Source organism: Rathayibacter sp. PhB127, from assembly GCF_003751665.1.
Classification (GTDB): domain Bacteria; phylum Actinomycetota; class Actinomycetes; order Actinomycetales; family Microbacteriaceae; genus Rathayibacter; species Rathayibacter festucae.
Genome location: NZ_RKHW01000001.1, coordinates 2,156,277 through 2,175,361, shown reverse-complemented (window position 1 = coordinate 2,175,361; position 19,085 = coordinate 2,156,277). Strand labels below are relative to the sequence as shown.

Below are 19,085 nucleotides of genomic sequence, written 5' to 3'. Positions count from 1 at the left end.
CTTGACGGGTGACCGACTCGTCCGCTGCCTCCGCCTCCCCGTCCGCTCCCGAGATCGAGTGGCTGACCGTCCCCGACCTGGTCGAGGTCACCGGTCTCGGCGTCAGCCGGGTGCGCCGCCTCCTGGAGGAGCGCCACCTGCTCGGCACCCGCCGTGACGGCAAGCTCGTCGTCCCCTCCGTCTTCCTCCGCGACGGCGAGCCGCTCAGCGAGATCCGCGGCACCGCGATCCTGCTGTCGGACCAGGGCTTCTCGGACGACGAGGCGATCGACTGGCTGCTCTCGGACGAGGACAGCCTCGGCACCAGCCCGGTGCAGGCGCTGCTCGCCGGCCGCAAGGCCGAGGTGCGCCGCGTCGCCCAGGCACTCGCCTGAGCCGAGCCGGCACGCAGCCGGTTCGGCACTGAGCCGGTCCGGTCCGAGCTGTCCTACGCCGTCCGGGCGGTGACCCGGTCGGCGAGCTCGCGGAGCTCCGCGACGCCCTCCTCGCGCAGCGGCGCGTCCGGCAGCACGGCCAGCGCGGCCTCGACGTCGCGGGCGATGCGCTCCTCGAGCCGGTCGAGCGCCCCGGAGCCCGCCACGATCTCCTGAGCGCGGGCGATGTCGTCGGCGCTCGCGTCCGCACGGCCCACCACGGCGTCGAGCTCGTCGCGCTCGCCCGCCGAGGCGGCCGCGCGGGCGAGGCCGAGCAGCACGGTCCGCTTGCCCTCGCGGAGGTCGTCGCCGGCCGGCTTCCCGGTCACGGCCGGATTGCCGAACACGCCCAGCACGTCGTCGCGCAGCTGGAAGGCGATGCCGAGCGGCAGGCCGAAGCGGCGCAGGGCGTCGATCTGGGCGTCGTCGCCGCCGCCGAGCGAGCCGCCGATGGTCAGCGGCGCCTCGATGCTGTACTTCGCGCTCTTGAAGACGACCACGCGCTCCGAGCGCTCGAGGTGCTCGTGCTCGGGGTGCCGCACCCAGGCGCTCTCCTCCAGGATGTCGAGGTACTGGCCCAGGGTCACCTCCGTGCGCATCAGGTTGAACTCCGCCCGGGCCCGCGCCGCGGCGGTGCGGTCCTCGAGCGCCCACTCGGCGTCCGCGAAGATCTCGTCGGACCAGACCAGCAGCAGATCGCCGAGGAGGATCGCCGAGGAGCGGCCGAACTCGTCCGCGTCGCCCGACCAGCCGCCGCCCGCGTGCAGCGACGCGAAGCGGCGGTGCGCCGAGGGGGCGCCCCGGCGGGTGTCGGAGTTGTCGATCACGTCGTCGTGGACCAGGGCCGCGGCGTGGAACAGCTCCAGGCTCGCGCCGACCCGGGCGATCGGATCCGAGGCGCTCCGGTGCGCGTCGCTCGGGACCGCGGAGACCGCCGTCCAGCCCGCCTCGCAGAAGCGCGCCCGGAAGCGCTTGCCCCCGCTGAGAAAGTCCCGCGAAAGGTCGCCGAGGGCGGAGACGTCCTCTCCGATGGAGCGCAGAATTGGCGTGCGCCCGGTGAGGAATTCATCGATTCGGAACTGGACGCGATCGACCAGACGAGTGCTGTGGTTCACCCGACCAGCCTATGCACCGATGGCGCCTGGCGCCTCGGCGGGCCGCGGTCTACACTGAAGCGCCACCAGCCCGGTCGAGCAGACCGCCCGCCCACCCTCGGTGCCGTCCCCGCCGGGTCGACGCCACACCCTGAAGGGGTCCCGATGCCGCTTTCGGAACACGAGCAACGGCTCCTCGACGAGATGGAGCGCAATCTCTATCAGAACGACGCCGACTTCGTCGCGGCGGTCAGCAAGGGCCGGGGCGGCACCAACTACCGCGCGCTCGTGCTCGGCATCCTCCTCGCCATCGTCGGCCTGGGAGTCCTCGTCGCCGGCGTGATCGTCCGTCAGCCCCTCGTCGGCGTCGCCGGCTTCGCGCTGATGCTGGCCGGCGTGGTCGTCGCGATGCGCCCCGCACCCGGCGGCTCCACCACCTCCGGAATCCCCGAGGCGGGCCGGCCCTCGAAGCCGCGCTCCGCGAGCGGACGCCAGGGGTCCAACTTCATGGACCGTCTGAACGACCGGTGGGACAACCGCGGCGACGGCCGCTCCTAGCGCTCCACGGCGCGGGCCCTCCACCCCGCACCACCCACAGGGTCGATCCTCATGGATCGGCCCTTTTTTCGTGCCCGGACGCTCCCCGGGAGTGCGATTCCCCTCCACTGCGCTCCACCGCTGCGGATCCGCGGAACGACGCGGATCGACGGGGTGACTGCGGCGCGCCGCGGCGGTTCGGAGGGTTGTGGGTGGGGGGAAGTGGAGTACTGTGGGGCCCACACCAACCTTGGCCGGAGAGAAGTGGGGGCAGTCCGTTGTTCCTCGGCACTCATTCCCCCAAGCTCGACGAGAAGGGCCGCGTCATCCTTCCCGCCAAGTTCCGCGACGAGCTCTCCTCCGGAGTCGTCGTCACGCGCGGCCAGGAGCGGTGCCTCTACGTCTTCAGCCAGCGCGAGTTCGAGGCGATGCACGAGAAGATCCGCCAGGCGCCGGTCACCAGCAAGCAGGCCCGCGACTTCCTCCGCGTCTTCCTCTCCGGCGCCAGCGCCGAGACGCCGGATAAGCAGAACCGCATCACCCTCCCGGCGCCGCTGCGCGCCTACGCCGGTCTCGACCGCGACCTCACCGTCATCGGTGCGGGCAATCGCGCCGAGATCTGGGCCCAGGACGCCTGGGACAGCTACCTCACCGAGCAGGAGTCCGTGTTCTCCGACACCGAGGAGGAGGTGATCCCCGGACTGTTCTAGCTCCTGCCGCGCGACTCCCAGCCACTCGGCGCCCGGACGCACCTTCCCCGGTGTCCGGTCGTGAGCTGGATGGGGATCGGACGGCAGGAACAGGACGGCGGGACCGCCATGACAGAGAGCACCGAGAGCACCCCTGCGCACCGCGCGGACGTGAGCGCGGTCGACGCGACCAGCGCCGACGCCGCTCGCGCTGGCGTGCGCCCGACCGAGGAGCGGCACATGCCCGTGCTCCTCGAGCGCTGCGTCGAGCTGCTCGCGCCGGCGCTCGAGCGCGACGGCGCCGTGCTCGTCGACGCGACGCTCGGCATGGGCGGCCACTCGCTCGCGCTGCTCGAGCGCTTCCCGCGCCTCCACCTCGTCGGCCTCGACCGCGACCGGGAGGCCCTCGAGCTGGCGGGTGCCCGGCTCGCCGCGCACTCCGCGCGGATCGACCTCGTGCACGCCGTCTACGACGAGCTGCCCGACGTCCTCGACGAGCTCGGCATCGACACGATCGACGGCGCCCTGTTCGACCTCGGTGTCTCCTCGCTGCAGCTCGACGAGACCGAGCGCGGCTTCTCCTACTCCAAGGACGCTCCGCTGGACATGCGGATGGACGCGTCGGCGCCGCTCACCGCGGCGAGCATCCTCGCGGACTACGACGAGATCGCGCTCCGGCGGATCTTCCACGAGTACGGCGAGGAGCGGCTCGCGGCGCGCTACGCCAAGAAGATCGTCGAGGCCCGCGCGTCGGCGCCGATCGTGCGCTCCGGCCGGCTCGTCGAGATCATCCAGGCGGCGACCCCGGTCGCGATCCAGCGCAACGGGCACCCGGCCAAGCGCGTCTTCCAGGCGCTGCGCATCGAGGTCAACCAGGAGCTCTCCGTGCTCGAGCGGGCGATCCCCGCCGCACTCGGCCGGATCGCCGTCGGCGGGCGCCTCGTCGTCGAGGCGTACCAGTCGCTCGAGGACCGCATCGTCAAGCGCGCCCTGCAGGCCGCCTCCTCCTCCACGGCGCCGGTCGGCCTGCCGATGGAGCTGCCCGAGCACCGACCCGAGTTCCGGCTCGTCATCCGCGGCGCCGAGCTCGCCTCGGACGACGAGAAGGCCGCCAACCCCCGAGCAACACCCGTGCGACTGCGCGCGGCCGAGAGGATCAGGAGCACCGCATGAGCGCGACCGCCGTCATCGACCCCGTCATCGACCGCAGCACCGCACGACCGGCGCAGCCCGCCGAGCCGGCCCAGCGACCCCGCATCGAGGCGGTCCCCGCTCCGGCGCGCCAGGCCCGGCCGAAGCTCGTCTACGGGATCGTCGCCGTCGCGGGGCTGTTCGCGATCATCGTGATCCAGCTCCTGGTCAGCGTCGGCCTCTCCGAGGGCGCGTACCAGATCGCCACGCTGCAGGGCGAGCAGAAGACGCTCACCCGCGGCAACGCGGAGAAGCAGGACGCGGTCGACACCCTCAGCTCGCCGCAGAACCTCGCGACCGCCGCGCAGGGCCTGGGCATGGTCGCGAACACCGCGCCCGTCTACCTCCGCCTCTCCGACGGTGCCGTGCTGGGCGATCCCGCCACCGCCGCCGCGAGCGAGGTCGGCACCGCCGCGACCGCCTCCGCCGTGCCGAACGCGCTGATCGCACCGCCGGCCGCCGCGGCCGCACCGGGCTCCGCCACGGCGGTCGCACCGCTGCAGGGCGAGCTGCCCGCCCCGATCACGCACTGACTCCGCCCGAGCACGCACTGAGCCGCTCCGACCACGCACCGAAGGGCCCCTAGCGCCGTGAGACACCACCGTTCGAGCAGGCGACGCACCGCCGTCACCTTCCTCGTCATCGCCGCCGTCGTCGGACTCTTCATCGGCAAGCTGGTCGACATCCAGGTCGTCCGCGCCAATGAGCTGACCGATGAGGCGGCGCAGAACCAGTCGAACAGCGTCATCACCTACGGCACGCGCGGCTCGATCGTCGACCGCTCCGGCACGGTGCTCGCCGACGCCACGACCCGGTACCGGCTGACGACGTCGCCGAAGAACGTCGCGGAGTTCCTGCGCGAGATGCCCGACGGCCAGGAGGTGATGGTCAGCGTCGAGCAGGCCGCCTCCGAGATCGGCACCATCACTGGGCAGACGGTCCCGCAGATCGTCACGACCGTGAGCGACGCGGTCGCGAAGGACCCGAAGGCGAACTACCTGATCCTCTCCGAGGGCCTCGACCTCGAGGCGTACCAGAAGCTCGTCGCCCTCGACATCCCGTGGACCTACTTCGAGACGCAGCAGGGCCGGACGTACCCGAACGGCGCGGTCGCCGGCAACCTGGTCGGCTACGTGGGCGGCGACGGCGCCGCGCAGGAGGGCATGGAGTACGCCGAGAACGCCTGCCTCGCCGGGGCCAACGGCTCCGAGAGCTACGAGCGCAGCGCCGACTACGTCCGCATCCCCGGCAGCACCGTGGCGGAGACCCCCGCGGTCGACGGCGGGACGCTCGAGCTCACGATCGACGCCGACCTGCAGTACTACTCGCAGCAGGTGCTCGCGCAGCGGGTCGCCGAGGTCGGCGGCAGCTACGGCATCGTCGTGGTGCAGGAGGTCAAGACCGGCAAGCTCCTGACCGTCGCCGAGACGCCGACCGTCGACCCGAACAACGTTGCCGCCAGCGCGCCCGACGACCGCAGCTCGCGGGCGTTCCGCGCTCCGTTCGAGCCGGGATCGACCTTCAAGCCGATGACCGCGGCGATGCTGATCGATCAGGGCCTCGCGAGCCCGACGAGCCAGGTCGTCGTCCCCGACACCTTCGAGAAGGACGGCGCCTCCTTCAGCGACGACTTCGCGCACACGCCCACGAACTACACGCTGACCGGGATCCTCAAGGACTCCTCGAACGTCGGCATCGCGATGATGGGCTCCAAGCTCTCCGCCTCGCAGCGCTACGACTACCTGACGAAGTTCGGCCTCGGCGCCTCGACCGCCGTGGGCTTCCCCGGCGAGTCCGGCGGCCTCCTCGCCGACTCCGACGACTGGGACAACCAGACCAACTACACGACCATGTTCGGCCAGGGTGTCTCGGCGACCGCGGTCCAGGTGGCGAGCATCTACCAGACCCTCGGCAACGGCGGGGTGCGCCTGCCCGCGCAGCTGGTCGAGGGCTGCACCACGCCCGACGGCTCCGTGATCGACGTGCCCGACAGCACCGGGACCCCGGTGGTCTCCGCCGGTGCCGCGAAGGACGTCGTGGACATGCTGCAGACCCACTACAACGAGGGCTGGCTGGCGAACGACATCCACGTCGACGGCTACAACATCGCCACCAAGACCGGCACGGCGCAGCAGCCGGACGGCAACGGCGGCTACTCGAAGAGCTACACCGTCTCGCTGGCCGGCCTCGCGCCCGCGGAGGACCCGGAGTACGTCGTGACGGTCACCATCGCCGATCCGGTTAAGATGAACACGTCCCAGGCGACGGCCCCCGTGTTCCAGCAGGTCATGACCCAGGTGCTCAAGACCAACCGGGTGGAGCCGTCCACGGTCCCGCCGGTCGAGTACCCCACCACGTGGTGACCGCCCTCCCCGGGACCAGACGCAGCAGACCAGAGACAGCACCGGCGCGAGAGACAGCACGGGCACGAGAGACAGCACCAGCAGGAGAGAGAGGGCGGGCATTGCACGACACTCGCCCGCAGTCCTCCCTCCGGCCCGAGCACCCGGCACCGCGCGCGCTCGCGCAGCTCGTCGCCGAGTTCTCGCTCGGGCGCGTCCGCGGGATCGACGGCGTCGAGGTCAGCGGGGTCACCCTCGACTCGCGCTGCGTCCAGCCGGGCGACCTCTACGTCGGCGTCGCCGGCCGAGCCGCGCACGGCGCCGCCTTCGCGACCGGTGCCGCCGCCGCGGGAGCGGTCGCGGTGCTGACCGATCCCGAGGGCGCCGAGCTGGCCGCCGGCAGCGGCCTCCCCGTGCTGGTCACGCCCGACCCCCGCGCCGCCCTCGGCGACGTCGCGGCCTGGATCCACCGCACCCGCGAGGACGCGCCGACGCTGTTCGGCGTGACCGGGACCAACGGCAAGACGAGCGTGGTCTACCTGCTCGACGCGCTGCTGCGCCGCCTCGGCGTCGTCTCCGGTCTCAGCTCGACCGCCGAGCGCCGCATCGGCGACGTGGCCGTCGTCAGCTCGCTGACCACTCCGGAGGCGAGCGAGCTGCACGCGCTGCTCGCCCGGATGCGCGAGTCGGCGGTGCGCGCGGTCTCCATCGAGGTCTCCGCGCAAGCGCTCAGCCGCCACCGGATCGACGGCCTCGTCTTCGACGTCGTCGGCTTCACCAACCTGACGCACGACCACCTCGACGACTACACCGACATGGCGCACTACTTCGAGGCGAAGGCCGACCTGTTCGGTCCGGACCGCGCGCGCCGCGGCGTGGTGACCGTCGACAGCAGCTGGGGCCGCGAGCTCGTCGAGCGCAGCCGCATCCCCGTGACGACGCTCGCCAGCTCGCCCGTCGTCGGAGTCGCTCCGAGCACGCCGGCCGACTGGTCGATGACCGTCGTCGAGGGCACCGCCGACGGCACGACCTTCCGCCTCGAGGGGCCCGAGAACCGCGCGGTCGTCGTGAGCATTCCGCTGATCGGCTGGTACATGGCGGCCAACGCGGCGCTCGCGATCGTCATGCTCGTCGAGTCGGGCTTCGACCTCGAGGCCATCGCGCACGCGCTGGGCGAGGGCGCGCTCGACGTCTACATCCCCGGTCGCGCCGAGCGCGTCTCCGGGGACCGCGGTCCGCGCGTCTACGTCGACTACGGCCACACCCCGGACGCGTTCTCGAACGCGCTCGAGGCGCTGCGGGCACTGACGCCCGGCCGGCTGATCATGGTCTTCGGCGCCGACGGCGACCGCGACACCACGAAGCGGGCCGACATGGGGCGCATCGCCGCGGAGCTGTCCGACGTCGTGATCGTGACCGACTTCCATCCGCGCTGGGAGGACCCGGCGGCGATCCGCGCCGTCCTCGTCGGCGCGGCGACCGAGGCCGTGCCCGGCCGGGAGATCCACGAGATCCCCGACCCGCGCGCCGCCGTGCGGGCGGCCGTCGCCCTCGCGGACGAGGGCGATGCGATCCTCTACGCCGGACCCGGCCACGAGGACTATCAGGAGATTGCAGGAGTGCACATGCCGTATTCGGCCAGAGACGACGTCCGGCAGGCCCTGCGCGAGGCGGGCTGGCTCTAGATGATCGCCCTGACCCTCACCGAGATCGCCGCGGCCGTCTCCGGCCTGCTGCACCTCGCCGGCTCCTCCGCGAACGCGAGCACCGTCGTCGACGGCGCGACCGAGACCGACTCCCGCGAGATCGCGCCCGGCGGGATCTTCGTCGCCAAGCGCGGCGAGCACACCGACGGCCACCTCTTCGCTCCGGTCGCCGTCGAGCGCGGCGCCGCCCTGCTGATCGTCGAGCGGCCGCTCGACCTCGACGTGCCGCAGGTGCTCGTCGACGACTCCGTCGAGGCGCTGGGCGCTCTGGCGACCGAGGTCGTCCGCCGCGTGCGCGCGCTCGGGAACCTCACCGTCCTCGCGGTCACCGGCTCCAACGGCAAGACGACCACCAAGAACCTCCTCCGCACGATCCTCGAGCGCGAGGGCGAGACCGTCGCCCCGCAGGGCTCGTTCAACAACGAGGTCGGTGCGCCGATCACGATGCTGAAGGTGTCGCCCTCGACGCGCTTCCTGGTGGCCGAGATGGGCGCCAGCGCGGTCGGCGAGATCCGCCGCCTCGTCCGGATGGCGAAGCCCGACGTCGGGATCGTCCTCGCGGTGGGCCTCGCTCACGCCGGCGAGTTCGGCGGCATCGAGCGCACCCTCGAGGCGAAGACCGAGATGGTCGCCGACCTGACGGCTGACGACGTCGCGGTGCTCAACGCCGACGACGGCCGCGTCGCCTCGATGCAGGCGAGGACCGCCGCCCGGGTGCTGTGGTTCGGCCACGGCGAGCAGGCGGACGTCCGCGCCGTCGACATCGAGCCGACGGCAGAGGGCACGCGCTTCACCATCGAGATCAGCGCGGGGGAGGGTCGCGAGGCCGCCCGCGCCGAGCTCTTCCTCCGCGTCCTCGGCGAGCACCACGTGATGAACGCGCTGGCGGCCACCGCGGCCGCGCTCTCCGTCGGCGTCCCGCTCGATGCGATCGTCGACGCGCTCGGCACCGTCACGCTCGCCGAGCGCTGGCGCATGCAGGTGCTCGGCGGCGCCGACGTCACGGTCGTCAACGACGCGTACAACGCCAGCCCCGACTCCACCGCCGCCGCCCTGCGGACCCTCGCCCAGATCGCGAAGCCGGAGGGACGCACCGTCGCGGTCCTCGGCGAGATGAGCGAGCTGGGGGAGTGGGCCGACGAGGAGCACGACCGCGTGGGCCTGCTCGCGGTCCGGCTCAACATCGCGCAGATCGTGGTGGTCGGCGCGAAGGCGCGACGGATCCACGTCGCCGCCGAGCGCGAGGGCTCCTGGAGCGGCGAGTCCGTCTTCGTCGAGACCGCCGACGAGGCCTACGACCTGCTCGACGGCTATCTTCGGAGCGGCGACACCGTCCTGGTGAAGTCGTCCAACTCCGCCGGGCTGCGATTCCTGGGCGACCGACTGGGAGAGCGCCACCGATGAGAGCACTCCTTCTGGCCGGAGCCTTCTCCGGCGCCTTCACGCTGCTGCTGACGCCCCTGTTCATCCGGCTGTTCCACCGCCTGCAGTGGGGCCAGTTCATCCGCGAGGACGGACCGAAGTCGCACCACGTCAAGCACGGCACGGCGACGATGGGCGGCATCGTCATCATCATCGCCACCGTGGCGGGCTACTTCCTCGGCTCGCTCTTCGGCAACCGGGCGCTCGCGCCGTCGGCGCTGCTGGTGCTGTTCATGATGGTCGGGCTCGGCTTCGTCGGCTTCATCGACGACTTCCTGAAGACCCGCAATCAGCGCAGCCTCGGGCTCGGCGGCTGGGCCAAGATCGCCGGGCAGATCATCGTCGCGGCGGCGTTCGCGGTCATCGCGATCATGGTGCGCGACTCCAACGGACTGACGCCCGCCTCGACGTCGATCTCGTTCATCCGCGACCTGCCCTTCGACTTCGCCGCGCTCGGCTGGATCGGCATCGGGCTGTTCGTGCTCTGGATCTGCGTGATCGTGACCAGCACGTCCAACGGCGTCAACGTCGCGGACGGCCTCGACGGCCTCGCGACCGGCTCGTCGATCCTCGCGATCGGCTCCTACGTCATCATCGGCTTCTGGCAGTCCAACCAGTGGTGCTTCGACGCGCAGCTCAATCCTGAGGTGGCCGACAAGTGCTACCAGGTGAGCGATCCGTTCGACCTCGCGATCATCGCCGCGGCGATCTCCGGCGCGCTCGTGGGCTTCCTCTGGTGGAACACCTCGCCCGCGCAGATCTTCATGGGCGACACCGGGTCGCTGGGCCTCGGCGGCGCGCTCGCGGCCCTCGCCATCCTCACCCGCACCGAGCTGCTCGTCATCCTGATCGGCGGCCTGTTCGTCATCGTCACCGGCTCGGTGATCGTGCAGCGGATCTACTTCAAGCTCACCCGGGGCAAGCGCATCTTCCTGATGAGTCCGCTCCATCATCACTTCGAGCTCAAGGGCTGGGCCGAGATCACGGTGGTGGTCCGCTTCTGGATCATCGCCGGCATCTTCGTCGCGGCCGGCGTCGGGCTCTTCTACCTCGAATGGCTCTCCCTGGCATGACCGATCCCGCCTCGTCCGCCCGCCCCGAGTCGCTGACCAGCTGGCACGCCGACTGGCGCGGCCTGCGCGTCGCCGTGCTCGGCCTCGGGGTCACCGGCTTCTCCGTCGCCGACACGCTGACCGAGCTGGGCGCCGAGGTGCTCGTCCTGGCCGATCGCGCCGACGAGGAGCGCGAGCGCCTGCTCGAGGTGATCGGGGCGCGCCTGCACCGGGCCGAGCGGCTCGACCGCGTCCCGGAGGAGCTGGCGTCGTTCGACCCCGAGCTCGTCGTCGTCTCACCCGGTTTCGCGCCGACGCATCCGATCGTCGCGTGGGCGGGGGAGTCGGGCGTCGCACTCTGGGGCGACGTCGAGCTCGCCTGGCGTGTGCGCGACAAGGTCGTCCGCGCCGACGGCACCCCGGCCGACTGGGTGCTGGTCACCGGCACGAACGGCAAGACGACGACCGTGCAGCTCACCGCGACGATGCTCGTCGCCGGCGGGCTGCGCGCGGCCCCCTGCGGCAACATCGGCATCCCGGTGCTCGACGCGGTCCGCGACCCGCAGGGCTTCGACGTCCTGGTGGTCGAGCTCTCGAGCTACCAGCTGCACTACCTCGGCCGGATCGAGCCGCTCGCGAGCACCTGCCTGAACATCGCCGACGACCACCTCGACTGGCACGGCACCTTCGAGGCCTATCGCGCCGCGAAGGCGAAGGTCTACGCGAACACCCGGGTCGCCTGCGTCTACAACCGCGCCGACGCCGCCACCGAGCAGATGGTGGTCGACGCCGAGGTGATCGAGGGCGCGCGCGCCATCGGCTTCGGCCTCGGGGTCCCCGGGCCGAGTGACTTCGGCGTCGTCGACGGCATCCTGTGCGACCGCGCCTTCCTCGAGGATCGCGCGACGAGCGCGATCGAGATCGCGACCGTCGACGAGCTCGCCGCTCGCGGACTCGCCGCCCCGCACATCGTGCAGAACGTGCTGGCGGCCGCCGCGCTCTCGCGGGCCTGCGGCATCGAGCCCGCCGCCGTCCGCCGCTCCCTCGCGAGCTTCGAGCTCGACGCGCACCGCATCCAGGTGGTCGCGGAGAGCTCCGGCGTGGTCTGGGTGAACGACTCGAAGGCCACCAATCCGCACGCCGCCGACGCCTCGCTCCGGGCCTACCCGTCCGTCGTGTGGCTCGTCGGCGGGCTGCTGAAGGGCGTCGACATCGACGCTCTCGTGGGCGCCCACGTCGGCCGCCTGCGCGGCGCCGTGGTCATCGGCGCGGACCGCGCGGAGGTCCTCGAGGCATTCCGGCGACACGCGCCCGCCCTCCCCGTGACCGAGGTGGTCCCGGATGACACTGGGGCGGTGATGCAGGCGGCCGTCGAGGCCGCCGCGGTGCTCGCCCGCACGGGTGACGTCGTCCTGCTCGCACCTGCTGCGGCGTCGATGGACCAGTTCCGCGACTACGCGGAGCGGGGCCGCTTCTTCGCGGCCGCCGTGGCGACGTATCTGGGAGGGGGAGCCGATGACCGCTCCGACGACGAACCGCAGCCCGGGCCGCTCGCGCACTGACCGCTCGCGCGCCGAGGCGACCGAGGGCGAACAGCACAGGGAGCGCGGCGGACTGCGCACCGCGCGGATCGTGCTCGCCCGCGTCCTCGCCTCGGGATCGCCGAACTTCTTCCTGCTCTTCGGCACGACGCTCTTCCTCGTGCTCTTCGGGCTGACGATGGTGCTCTCCTCCTCGTCGGTCACCTCCTACGTGCGCAGCGACGACTCCTTCGGCGGCTTCTTCCGCCAGGGCGGCTTCGCCCTGCTCGGCGTGCCGCTGATGCTCGTGGTGTCGCGCGTGCCGATCCGCTTCTGGAAGAAGGCCACGCCGCTCCTGCTCGGGGCCGGCTGCGTCCTGCAGCTGCTCGTGCTGTTCTCGCCGCTCGGCTGGGAGGTCGGCGGCAACCGCAACTGGCTGCGGATCGGCGGCTTCACGATGCAGCCGTCCGAGATCATCAAGCTCGCGCTCGCGCTCTGGCTCGGCCTGCTGCTCGCCCGCCGCTACCGCGGCCCGAAGGACTGGAAGGACGCGCTGATGCCCGTCCTGATCGTCGCGGGCGGCTCGATCGGCCTCGTCCTCGGCGGCGGCGACCTCGGCACCGTCCTGATCCTCGCCGGCATCGTGCTGGCCGCGCTCTTCTACGCGAACGTGCAGATGAAGGTGCTGATCCCGATCGTGCTCGTCGGCGCGGTCGGCGCCGTGCTCTTCGCCATCTCGAGCGAGAACCGGCTGACCCGGATCATGTCCTTCCTCGGCGACTGCTCGGGCTCGGAGCAGTACGAGACCTCCTGCTGGCAGCCCGTGCACGGCACCTGGGCGATGGCCTCGGGCGGCATCTTCGGCGTCGGCCTCGGCAACTCCAAGGCCAAGTGGTCCTGGCTGCCCGCGGCCGACAACGACTACATCTTCGCGATCATCGGCGAGGAGCTCGGCCTGATCGGGGCGATCGTGGTCCTCGCGCTCTTCGTCGTCCTCGCGATCGCGTTCTTCCGCATCATCCACGCGTCCACCGACCCGTTCGTCCGCATCACCACGGGCGCGGTCATGGTCTGGCTGATCGGCCAGGCGTTCGTCAACATCGGGGTGGTGCTCGGGGTGCTCCCGGTGCTCGGAGTGCCGCTGCCGCTGATCTCCTCCGGAGGCACCGCCCTGCTCAGCTCGCTCCTCGCCATCGGCGTCGTGCTCTCCTTCGCGCGCCACCAGACCTCGCCGAGCGACGGCGCCGCCGCGCGCGCCGCCAAGAAGGCCGCCGCCCGATGACCCGCTTCCTGCTCGCCGGCGGCGGCACCGCCGGCCACGTCAATCCGCTGCTCGCGACCGCGGACGAGATCCGCGCGCGGAACGCGGAGGACGAGGTCCTCGTCCTCGGCACGGCCGAGGGACTCGAGGCCCGACTGGTCCCGCTCCGCGGCTACGAGCTGTCGGTGATCCCGCGCCTGCCGTTCCCGCGCCGCCCGAACGGCGCCGCCCTGCGCTTCCCCTCCGCCTTCCGCGCGACGATCGACGGCATCGTCCGCACCCTCCGCGAGCGCCGGATCGACGCGGTCGTCGGCTTCGGCGGCTACGCGGCCGCACCCGCCTACCTCGCCGCCCGTCGCGCCGGGATCCCGTACGTGGTGCACGAGGCCAACGCCCGGCCCGGTCTCGCCAACCGGCTCGGCGCCCGCTTCACCCCGTTCGTCGGCGTCGCCTTCGAGGGGACGCCGCTGCGGAACGCGCAGGTCGTCGGCATGCCGCTGCGCCGCGAGATCGCGCAGCTGGACCGCGCGGCCGTGCGCGACGAGGCGATGGCCGCCCTCGGTCTCGATCCCGCGCGCCGCACCCTTCTCGTCACCGGCGGCTCGCTCGGCGCCCGGCGGATCAACGCGACCGTGCACGCGAGTGCCGCCGCGCTCGTCGCGACCGGGTTCCAGGTGCTGCACATCACCGGCGACCGCGCCGAGATCACCGACCCCGGCGTCCCCGGCTACCACCTCCTCGCCTACTGCGACCGGATGGACCTCGCCCTCGCGGCGGCGGACGTCGCCGTCTCCCGCGCGGGGGCGGCCACCGTGAGCGAGCTCAGCGCGCTCGGCCTGCCGGCGGTGTACGTGCCCTACCCGGTCGGGAACGGCGAGCAGCGCTTCAACGCGCGCGGTGTCGTCGATGCCGGCGGCGCGGTCCTCGTCGAGGACGCGGCGTTCACCCCGGCGTGGGTCGCGAGCGACCTGGTGCCGCTCCTGCACGACGCTCCACGCCTGGCCGAGATGGGCCGCCGTGCCGCGTCCGTCGGCGTGCGCGACGGCTCCGGCCGACTGGTCGACCTCATCGGGTCCGGTCTCCGTCCGCACTGATCGCTCCGCGGTTAAACTGATCCCTTCGCCCGGCCTGCGGCACCCCGCACGCCGAGCCGACCACCCGAAAGCGAGAGCCCCGTGATCAAGCCCGACCTCGGCATCACCGTCCCCGACGAGCTCGGCTCGGTCCACTTCATCGGCATCGGCGGCTCGGGGATGAGCGGGATCGCGCGGCTGTTCCACCGCGCCGGTCACCGCGTCACCGGCTCCGACGTGCGCGAGTCGCACCCGATCGAGCAGCTCCGCGAGCTCGGCATCCCGGTCGCCATCGGGCACGACGCGGCGCACCTCGGCGACGCCGAGGCCGTCGTCGTCACCTCGGCCCTCTGGCCGGACAACCCCGAGTACCTGCTGGCGAAGGAGCGCGGCCTGCCCGTCCTGCATCGCTCGCAGGCGCTCGCCTGGCTCGTCCGCGGCAAGCGCCTGGTCGCCGTCGCCGGCGCACACGGGAAGACCACCTCGACCGGCATGATCGTCACCGGCCTGCTCGGTCTCGACGCCGACCCCAGCTTCGTCAACGGCGGGATCATCGAGGGCCTCGGCACCTCCTCCGCGGCCGGCTCCGGCGAGGTCTTCGTCGTCGAGGCAGACGAGTCGGACGGCAGCTTCCTGCTCTACGACACCGCGGTGTCGCTCGTCACCAACGTCGACCCCGACCACCTCGATCACTACGGCTCGCTCGAGGCGTTCGAGGAGGCGTTCGTCACCTTCACCTCGAGCGCGCGGGAGCTGGTGGTCATCTCCTCCGACGACGCCGGCGCCGTCAGCGTCACCCGCCGGATCGACGGACCGAAGGTCCTGACCTTCGGCGAGGCGGAGGGCTCGGACGTCCGTGTCGTCGACCTCGAGCTGGTCGGCCCGGTCGGCTTCACCGTCGAGTACGAGGGCCGCCGCTACACGACGCGACTGCGCATCCCGGGTCGCCACAACGCGATCAACGCGGCGGGCGCCTTCGCCGTGCTCATCGGCCTCGGCTTCGAACCGGCGCCCGCCCTGGCGGCGATCTCCGAGTTCGGCGGCACGGAGCGCCGCTTCGAGCTGCACGGCGCCGTGCGCGGCGTGAGCGTCTACGACGACTACGCGCACCACCCCACCGAGGTCGCCGCCGCCCTCTCGGCCGCGAGGACAGTCGTCGGCTCCGGCCGGATCATCGCCGTGCACCAGCCGCACCTCTACAGCCGCACCCGGCTCTTCGCCCGCGAGTTCGCCGAGGCGCTGGAGACCTACGCCGACGAGACGATCGTCCTCGACGTCTACGGCGCGCGCGAGGACCCCGAGCCCGGCGTCACCGGCGCGCTGGTCAGCGAGAAGTTCGCCGACCCCTCGCACGTCTCGTTCCTCGCCGACTGGCAGGAGGCGTCCCGCCGCACCGCGGAGATCGCGCGCGAGGGCGACTTCGTGATCACCCTCGGCTGCGGCGACGTCTACCGGATCATCCCGCAGCTGCTCGAGTCGCTCGGCGCGAGCGAGGTCGCGCCGGTCGCGCGATGAAGCGGCCGGACGGCGTGCGGCCGCCGAGCGGAGTGCGCTCAGCGTCCGCTCGTCCGGCGAGCCCTGCGCCGGCGGAGCCGCGCCCGTCCGGCGACGACGAGCACCCCACCGAGCCGATCCGGCTGACGACGCCGGCGTCGCTGCGGGTGCCGTCCGCTCCCCGGAGTGCGGCGGGGAAGCTGCAGGCCGAGCGGCTGAAGGCGGAGAAGGCGGCGGAGGCCGGGAGATCGGTGAAGGCCGCGAAGGCCGCTCCCGCGAAGACCACTCCCGTAAAGGCCGCACCCGCGAAGGCCGCAGCCGCTGAGCCCGCGTTCGCGGAGGCGAAGCCCGAGAAGGCGGTACCCGCGAAGGCGGAGCCCACCACGGCCGATTCGGAGGAGGCTCCGCCCGAGACGGCGGCCGAGCCGCGGAGGACGCCGCTGTCCCGGCTCCGGGGTCTCCCACTGCACGGCTCGGAGGGCCGCGCCCTCGCGAAGGCGGCTCGGGAGCGCCGGCGCTTCGAGCGCGGCGAGGTCCGCCGCTTCACCAAGCGCGCGCGTCGCCGCCGCACCATCGCCCTGGTCACGGCCGGCTCGCTCGTCCTCCTCGCCCTGGTCGTCGCTGCAGCGGCCTACTCGCCGCTGATGGCCGTGAAGACGATCGAGATCACCGGCACCCAGCGCGTCAGCGCCCAGGACATCCAGGATTCGCTCGCCGACCAGGTCGGGGTGCCGCTCACGCTGGTGGACCGCGCCGCCGTCGGGCGGGTGCTCGGCAGCTACCCGCTGGTGCGCAGCTACTCCGTGCAGACGCGACCGCCGAGCACGCTGATCGTCAGCGTCGTCGAGCGGACCCCGGTCGGCGTGATCGCCGACGGCGCCGAGTTCGACCTCGTCGACCCGGCGGGCGTGGTGATCGAGACGGCGCCCGCCGCGCAGGAGGGCTACCCGCTGCTCAGCACGCCGACCGGCTCCGCCTCGGGAGCGGCGTTCCGCGCGACCGCACGGGTGCTGCTCACCCTGCCGGAGTCGCTCGAGAGCCAGGTCGCCTCGGCGGCCGCGACCACGGGGGACGACGTCTCCCTGACCCTCGCGGACGGCGCCGTCGTCTTCTGGGGCGGGTCGGACGACTCCGCGCTCAAGGCCGTCGTCCTGGAGAAGCTGATGGCGGCGACGGACCCCGCGGCGGTCGCCTCCTACGACGTCTCCTCGCCCGAGGCCGCCGTCGTCGCCCGGCGGTGAGCGGCGCGCCCGGACGGATCCGCACGGCTCTTTTCCGATTGCGGGCGTGTCTGTCGCAGCGCGGCGCGCACTCCGCCTACCGTCGAGCCCACACCCCAAATGCATACTCAGCATAACTTTAAGCCTCAACTACAGGTTTAAGGTTCAGCCCGGAGGCCGGACACGTGACTTCAAACCAGAACTACCTCGCCGTGATCAAGGTCGTCGGCATCGGCGGTGGCGGCGTCAACGCCGTCAACCGCATGATCGAGCTCGGCCTCCGCGGCGTCGAGTTCATCGCGATCAACACCGACGCGCAGGCGCTGCTGCTCAGCGACGCGGACGTCAAGCTCGACGTCGGCCGCGAGCTGACCCGTGGACTCGGCGCCGGCGCCGACCCCGAGGTCGGCCGCCGCGCCGCCGAGGACCACGCGGAGGAGATCGAGGAGGTGCTCGCGGGCGCCGACATGGTCTTCGTCACCGCGGGCGAGGGGGGCGGCACCGGCACCGGCGGCGCGCCCGTCGTGGCGCGCATCGCGAAGTCGATCGGCGCGCTCACCATCGGTGTCGTCACGAAGCCCTTCGGCTTCGAGGGCCGCCGCCGCCAGACCCAGGCCGAGGCGGGTGTCGCGACCCTGAAGAACGAGGTCGACACCCTCATCGTCGTCCCGAACGACCGCCTGCTCGAGATCAGCGACCGCGGCATCTCGATGCTCGAGGCCTTCGCCACGGCCGACCAGGTGCTGCTCGCCGGTGTCCAGGGCATCACCGACCTGATCACCACCCCGGGCCTGATCAACCTCGACTTCGCCGACGTCAAGTCGGTCATGCAGGGCGCCGGCTCCGCGCTGATGGGCATCGGCTCGTCGCGCGGCGCGGACAGGGCGATCAAGGCGGCCGAGCTGGCCGTGGCATCGCCGCTGCTCGAGGCGAGCATCGACGGCGCGCACGGCGTGCTGCTCTCCATCCAGGGCGGATCGAACCTCGGCATCTTCGAGATCAACGACGCGGCGCGCCTGGTCCAGGAGGCCGTGCACCCCGAGGCGAACATCATCTTCGGCGCCGTGATCGACGACACCCTCGGCGACGAGGTGCGCGTCACCGTGATCGCGGCGGGCTTCGACGGCGGTGAGCCCGGCGCGACCGGTCCCGCGGCCGTCGCGGCACCGCGCCCGCAGCAGAGCCTGCCCGCGGAGGCGTCGTCCGAGCCCGCCCCGGCCCCGGTCGCCGCGCCGTCGGCCGGGTCGATCTGGTCGAGCACCCCCGTCGCCGCGCCGGCTCCCGTCGCCGACCCGTCGTTCGACGACGACGAGAGCGACCTCGACATCCCCGACTTCCTCAAGTAGTCGCCGCCGTGGTGGATCGCGAGCTGGCCGAGCGCTGGGCCTCGGTGACCGAGCAGGTCGCCGACGCCGCCCGCTCGGCCGGTCGCGACCCGTCGGAGCTGACCACGATCGTGGTCACCAAGTACCACCCCGTCTCCCTCCTGCGTGACCTCCTCGAGCTCGGCGTCGCCGACTTCGGCGAGAACCGCCACCAGGAGGCGCAGGAGAAGGCGGCCGAGCTCGCCGGCACGCCCGCGCGCTGGCACTACATCGGCCAGCTGCAGAGCAAGAAGGCGCGGCAGGTGAAGCGCTACGCGAGCTCGATCCACTCGGTCGACCGGCTCGCCCTGGTGCCGCTCCTCGACGCCGGCCCGCCCGAGCCCGGGCAGGCGCCCCTCGACGTCTTCCTGCAGGTCAACCTCACCGACGACCCCGACCGCGGGGGAGCGGCCCCCGACGAGGTCGAGCCGCTCGCGGAGGCACTCGCGGCCGCCCCGGGGCTGACTCTGCGCGGCGTGATGGCCGTCGCTCCGCTGGGCGAGGAGCCCCGCCCGGCCTTTGCGCGGCTGCGCGCGATCTCGGAGCGCGTGCGGTCGATCGATCCCGGAGCGACCGACATCTCCGCCGGCATGTCGAACGACTTCGCCGAGGCGATCGCCGAGGGTGCGACACACCTGCGAATCGGGTCGGCAATCACCGGCAATCGGCCCGCCCGCCCGTAGCCTCGTCGTGACCCAGCTGTGGGT

At 72.4% G+C, this 19,085-nt stretch carries 17 protein-coding genes; 16 read left to right on the top strand and 1 reads right to left on the bottom strand.

The window, feature by feature from the left end; genetic code table 11:
• The first annotated feature begins 8 nt into the window (after positions 1-8).
• Positions 9-374: an Rv2175c family DNA-binding protein gene (locus EDF22_RS10400; RefSeq protein ID WP_243839955.1), complete on the top strand. Its 366-nt coding sequence runs from the start codon at positions 9-11 to the stop codon at positions 372-374.
• A gap of 53 nt (positions 375-427) precedes the next feature.
• Here the strand turns inward: EDF22_RS10400 and EDF22_RS10395 are convergent, their stop codons facing one another.
• Positions 428-1,528 (bottom strand): polyprenyl synthetase family protein, encoded by a 1,101-nt coding sequence (locus tag EDF22_RS10395; RefSeq protein WP_123704546.1) that lies wholly within the window; start codon positions 1,526-1,528, stop codon positions 428-430.
• Between the two features lie 144 nt (positions 1,529-1,672).
• Between EDF22_RS10395 and EDF22_RS10390 the strand changes: the two genes are divergently transcribed.
• From EDF22_RS10390 to EDF22_RS10315, 15 genes are all read left to right on the top strand, one after another.
• Complete coding sequence (locus EDF22_RS10390; RefSeq protein ID WP_123704544.1) at positions 1,673-2,065, top strand: DUF3040 domain-containing protein; 393 nt, start codon at positions 1,673-1,675, stop codon at positions 2,063-2,065.
• Positions 2,066-2,322: 257 nt separating this feature from the next.
• Complete coding sequence (mraZ, locus tag EDF22_RS10385; protein ID WP_123446130.1) at positions 2,323-2,754, top strand: division/cell wall cluster transcriptional repressor MraZ; 432 nt, start codon at positions 2,323-2,325, stop codon at positions 2,752-2,754.
• 219 nt (positions 2,755-2,973) lie between these two features.
• Complete coding sequence (gene rsmH / locus EDF22_RS10380) at positions 2,974-3,906, top strand: 16S rRNA (cytosine(1402)-N(4))-methyltransferase RsmH (RefSeq protein WP_260303402.1); 933 nt, start codon at positions 2,974-2,976, stop codon at positions 3,904-3,906.
• Positions 3,903-4,457, top strand: a complete 555-nt coding sequence (locus EDF22_RS10375) for a hypothetical protein (RefSeq protein ID WP_123704540.1) — start codon at positions 3,903-3,905, stop codon at positions 4,455-4,457. The genes rsmH and EDF22_RS10375 overlap by 4 nt, the downstream gene beginning before the upstream one ends.
• A gap of 57 nt (positions 4,458-4,514) precedes the next feature.
• Entirely contained in the window at positions 4,515-6,287 is a 1,773-nt protein-coding gene (locus EDF22_RS10370; protein WP_260303377.1) for a penicillin-binding protein 2, read from the top strand.
• A gap of 101 nt (positions 6,288-6,388) precedes the next feature.
• Positions 6,389-7,951 (top strand): Mur ligase family protein, encoded by a 1,563-nt coding sequence (locus tag EDF22_RS10365; protein WP_123704538.1) that lies wholly within the window; start codon positions 6,389-6,391, stop codon positions 7,949-7,951.
• Positions 7,952-9,376: a UDP-N-acetylmuramoyl-tripeptide--D-alanyl-D-alanine ligase gene (gene murF / locus EDF22_RS10360; protein WP_123704536.1), complete on the top strand. Its 1,425-nt coding sequence runs from the start codon at positions 7,952-7,954 to the stop codon at positions 9,374-9,376.
• Positions 9,373-10,467 (top strand): phospho-N-acetylmuramoyl-pentapeptide-transferase, encoded by a 1,095-nt coding sequence (mraY, locus tag EDF22_RS10355; protein ID WP_123446135.1) that lies wholly within the window; start codon positions 9,373-9,375, stop codon positions 10,465-10,467. Before murF ends, mraY begins: the two co-directional genes overlap by 4 nt.
• A complete protein-coding gene (gene murD, locus EDF22_RS10350; protein ID WP_123704534.1) occupies positions 10,464-12,008 on the top strand; it encodes a UDP-N-acetylmuramoyl-L-alanine--D-glutamate ligase in 1,545 nt (514 codons plus the stop codon). The genes mraY and murD overlap by 4 nt, the downstream gene beginning before the upstream one ends.
• Positions 11,962-13,248 (top strand): putative lipid II flippase FtsW, encoded by a 1,287-nt coding sequence (gene ftsW, locus EDF22_RS10345; protein ID WP_123704532.1) that lies wholly within the window; start codon positions 11,962-11,964, stop codon positions 13,246-13,248. Before murD ends, ftsW begins: the two co-directional genes overlap by 47 nt.
• Complete coding sequence (gene murG, locus EDF22_RS10340; protein ID WP_123704530.1) at positions 13,245-14,321, top strand: undecaprenyldiphospho-muramoylpentapeptide beta-N-acetylglucosaminyltransferase; 1,077 nt, start codon at positions 13,245-13,247, stop codon at positions 14,319-14,321. The genes ftsW and murG overlap by 4 nt, the downstream gene beginning before the upstream one ends.
• Positions 14,322-14,402: 81 nt before the next feature.
• Complete coding sequence (murC, locus tag EDF22_RS10335; protein ID WP_123704529.1) at positions 14,403-15,815, top strand: UDP-N-acetylmuramate--L-alanine ligase; 1,413 nt, start codon at positions 14,403-14,405, stop codon at positions 15,813-15,815.
• Positions 15,812-17,035 carry an FtsQ-type POTRA domain-containing protein gene (locus EDF22_RS20500; protein ID WP_148059173.1) on the top strand — a complete coding sequence of 408 codons (1,224 nt, stop codon included), beginning with the start codon at positions 15,812-15,814 and terminating at the stop codon, positions 17,033-17,035. Before murC ends, EDF22_RS20500 begins: the two co-directional genes overlap by 4 nt.
• Positions 17,036-17,199: 164 nt before the next feature.
• Positions 17,200-18,360 (top strand): cell division protein FtsZ, encoded by a 1,161-nt coding sequence (gene ftsZ / locus EDF22_RS10320; RefSeq protein WP_123704523.1) that lies wholly within the window; start codon positions 17,200-17,202, stop codon positions 18,358-18,360.
• Positions 18,361-18,368: 8 nt separating this feature from the next.
• Positions 18,369-19,061 carry a YggS family pyridoxal phosphate-dependent enzyme gene (locus EDF22_RS10315; protein ID WP_260303375.1) on the top strand — a complete coding sequence of 231 codons (693 nt, stop codon included), beginning with the start codon at positions 18,369-18,371 and terminating at the stop codon, positions 19,059-19,061.
• The last annotated feature ends 24 nt before the right edge of the window (positions 19,062-19,085 follow it).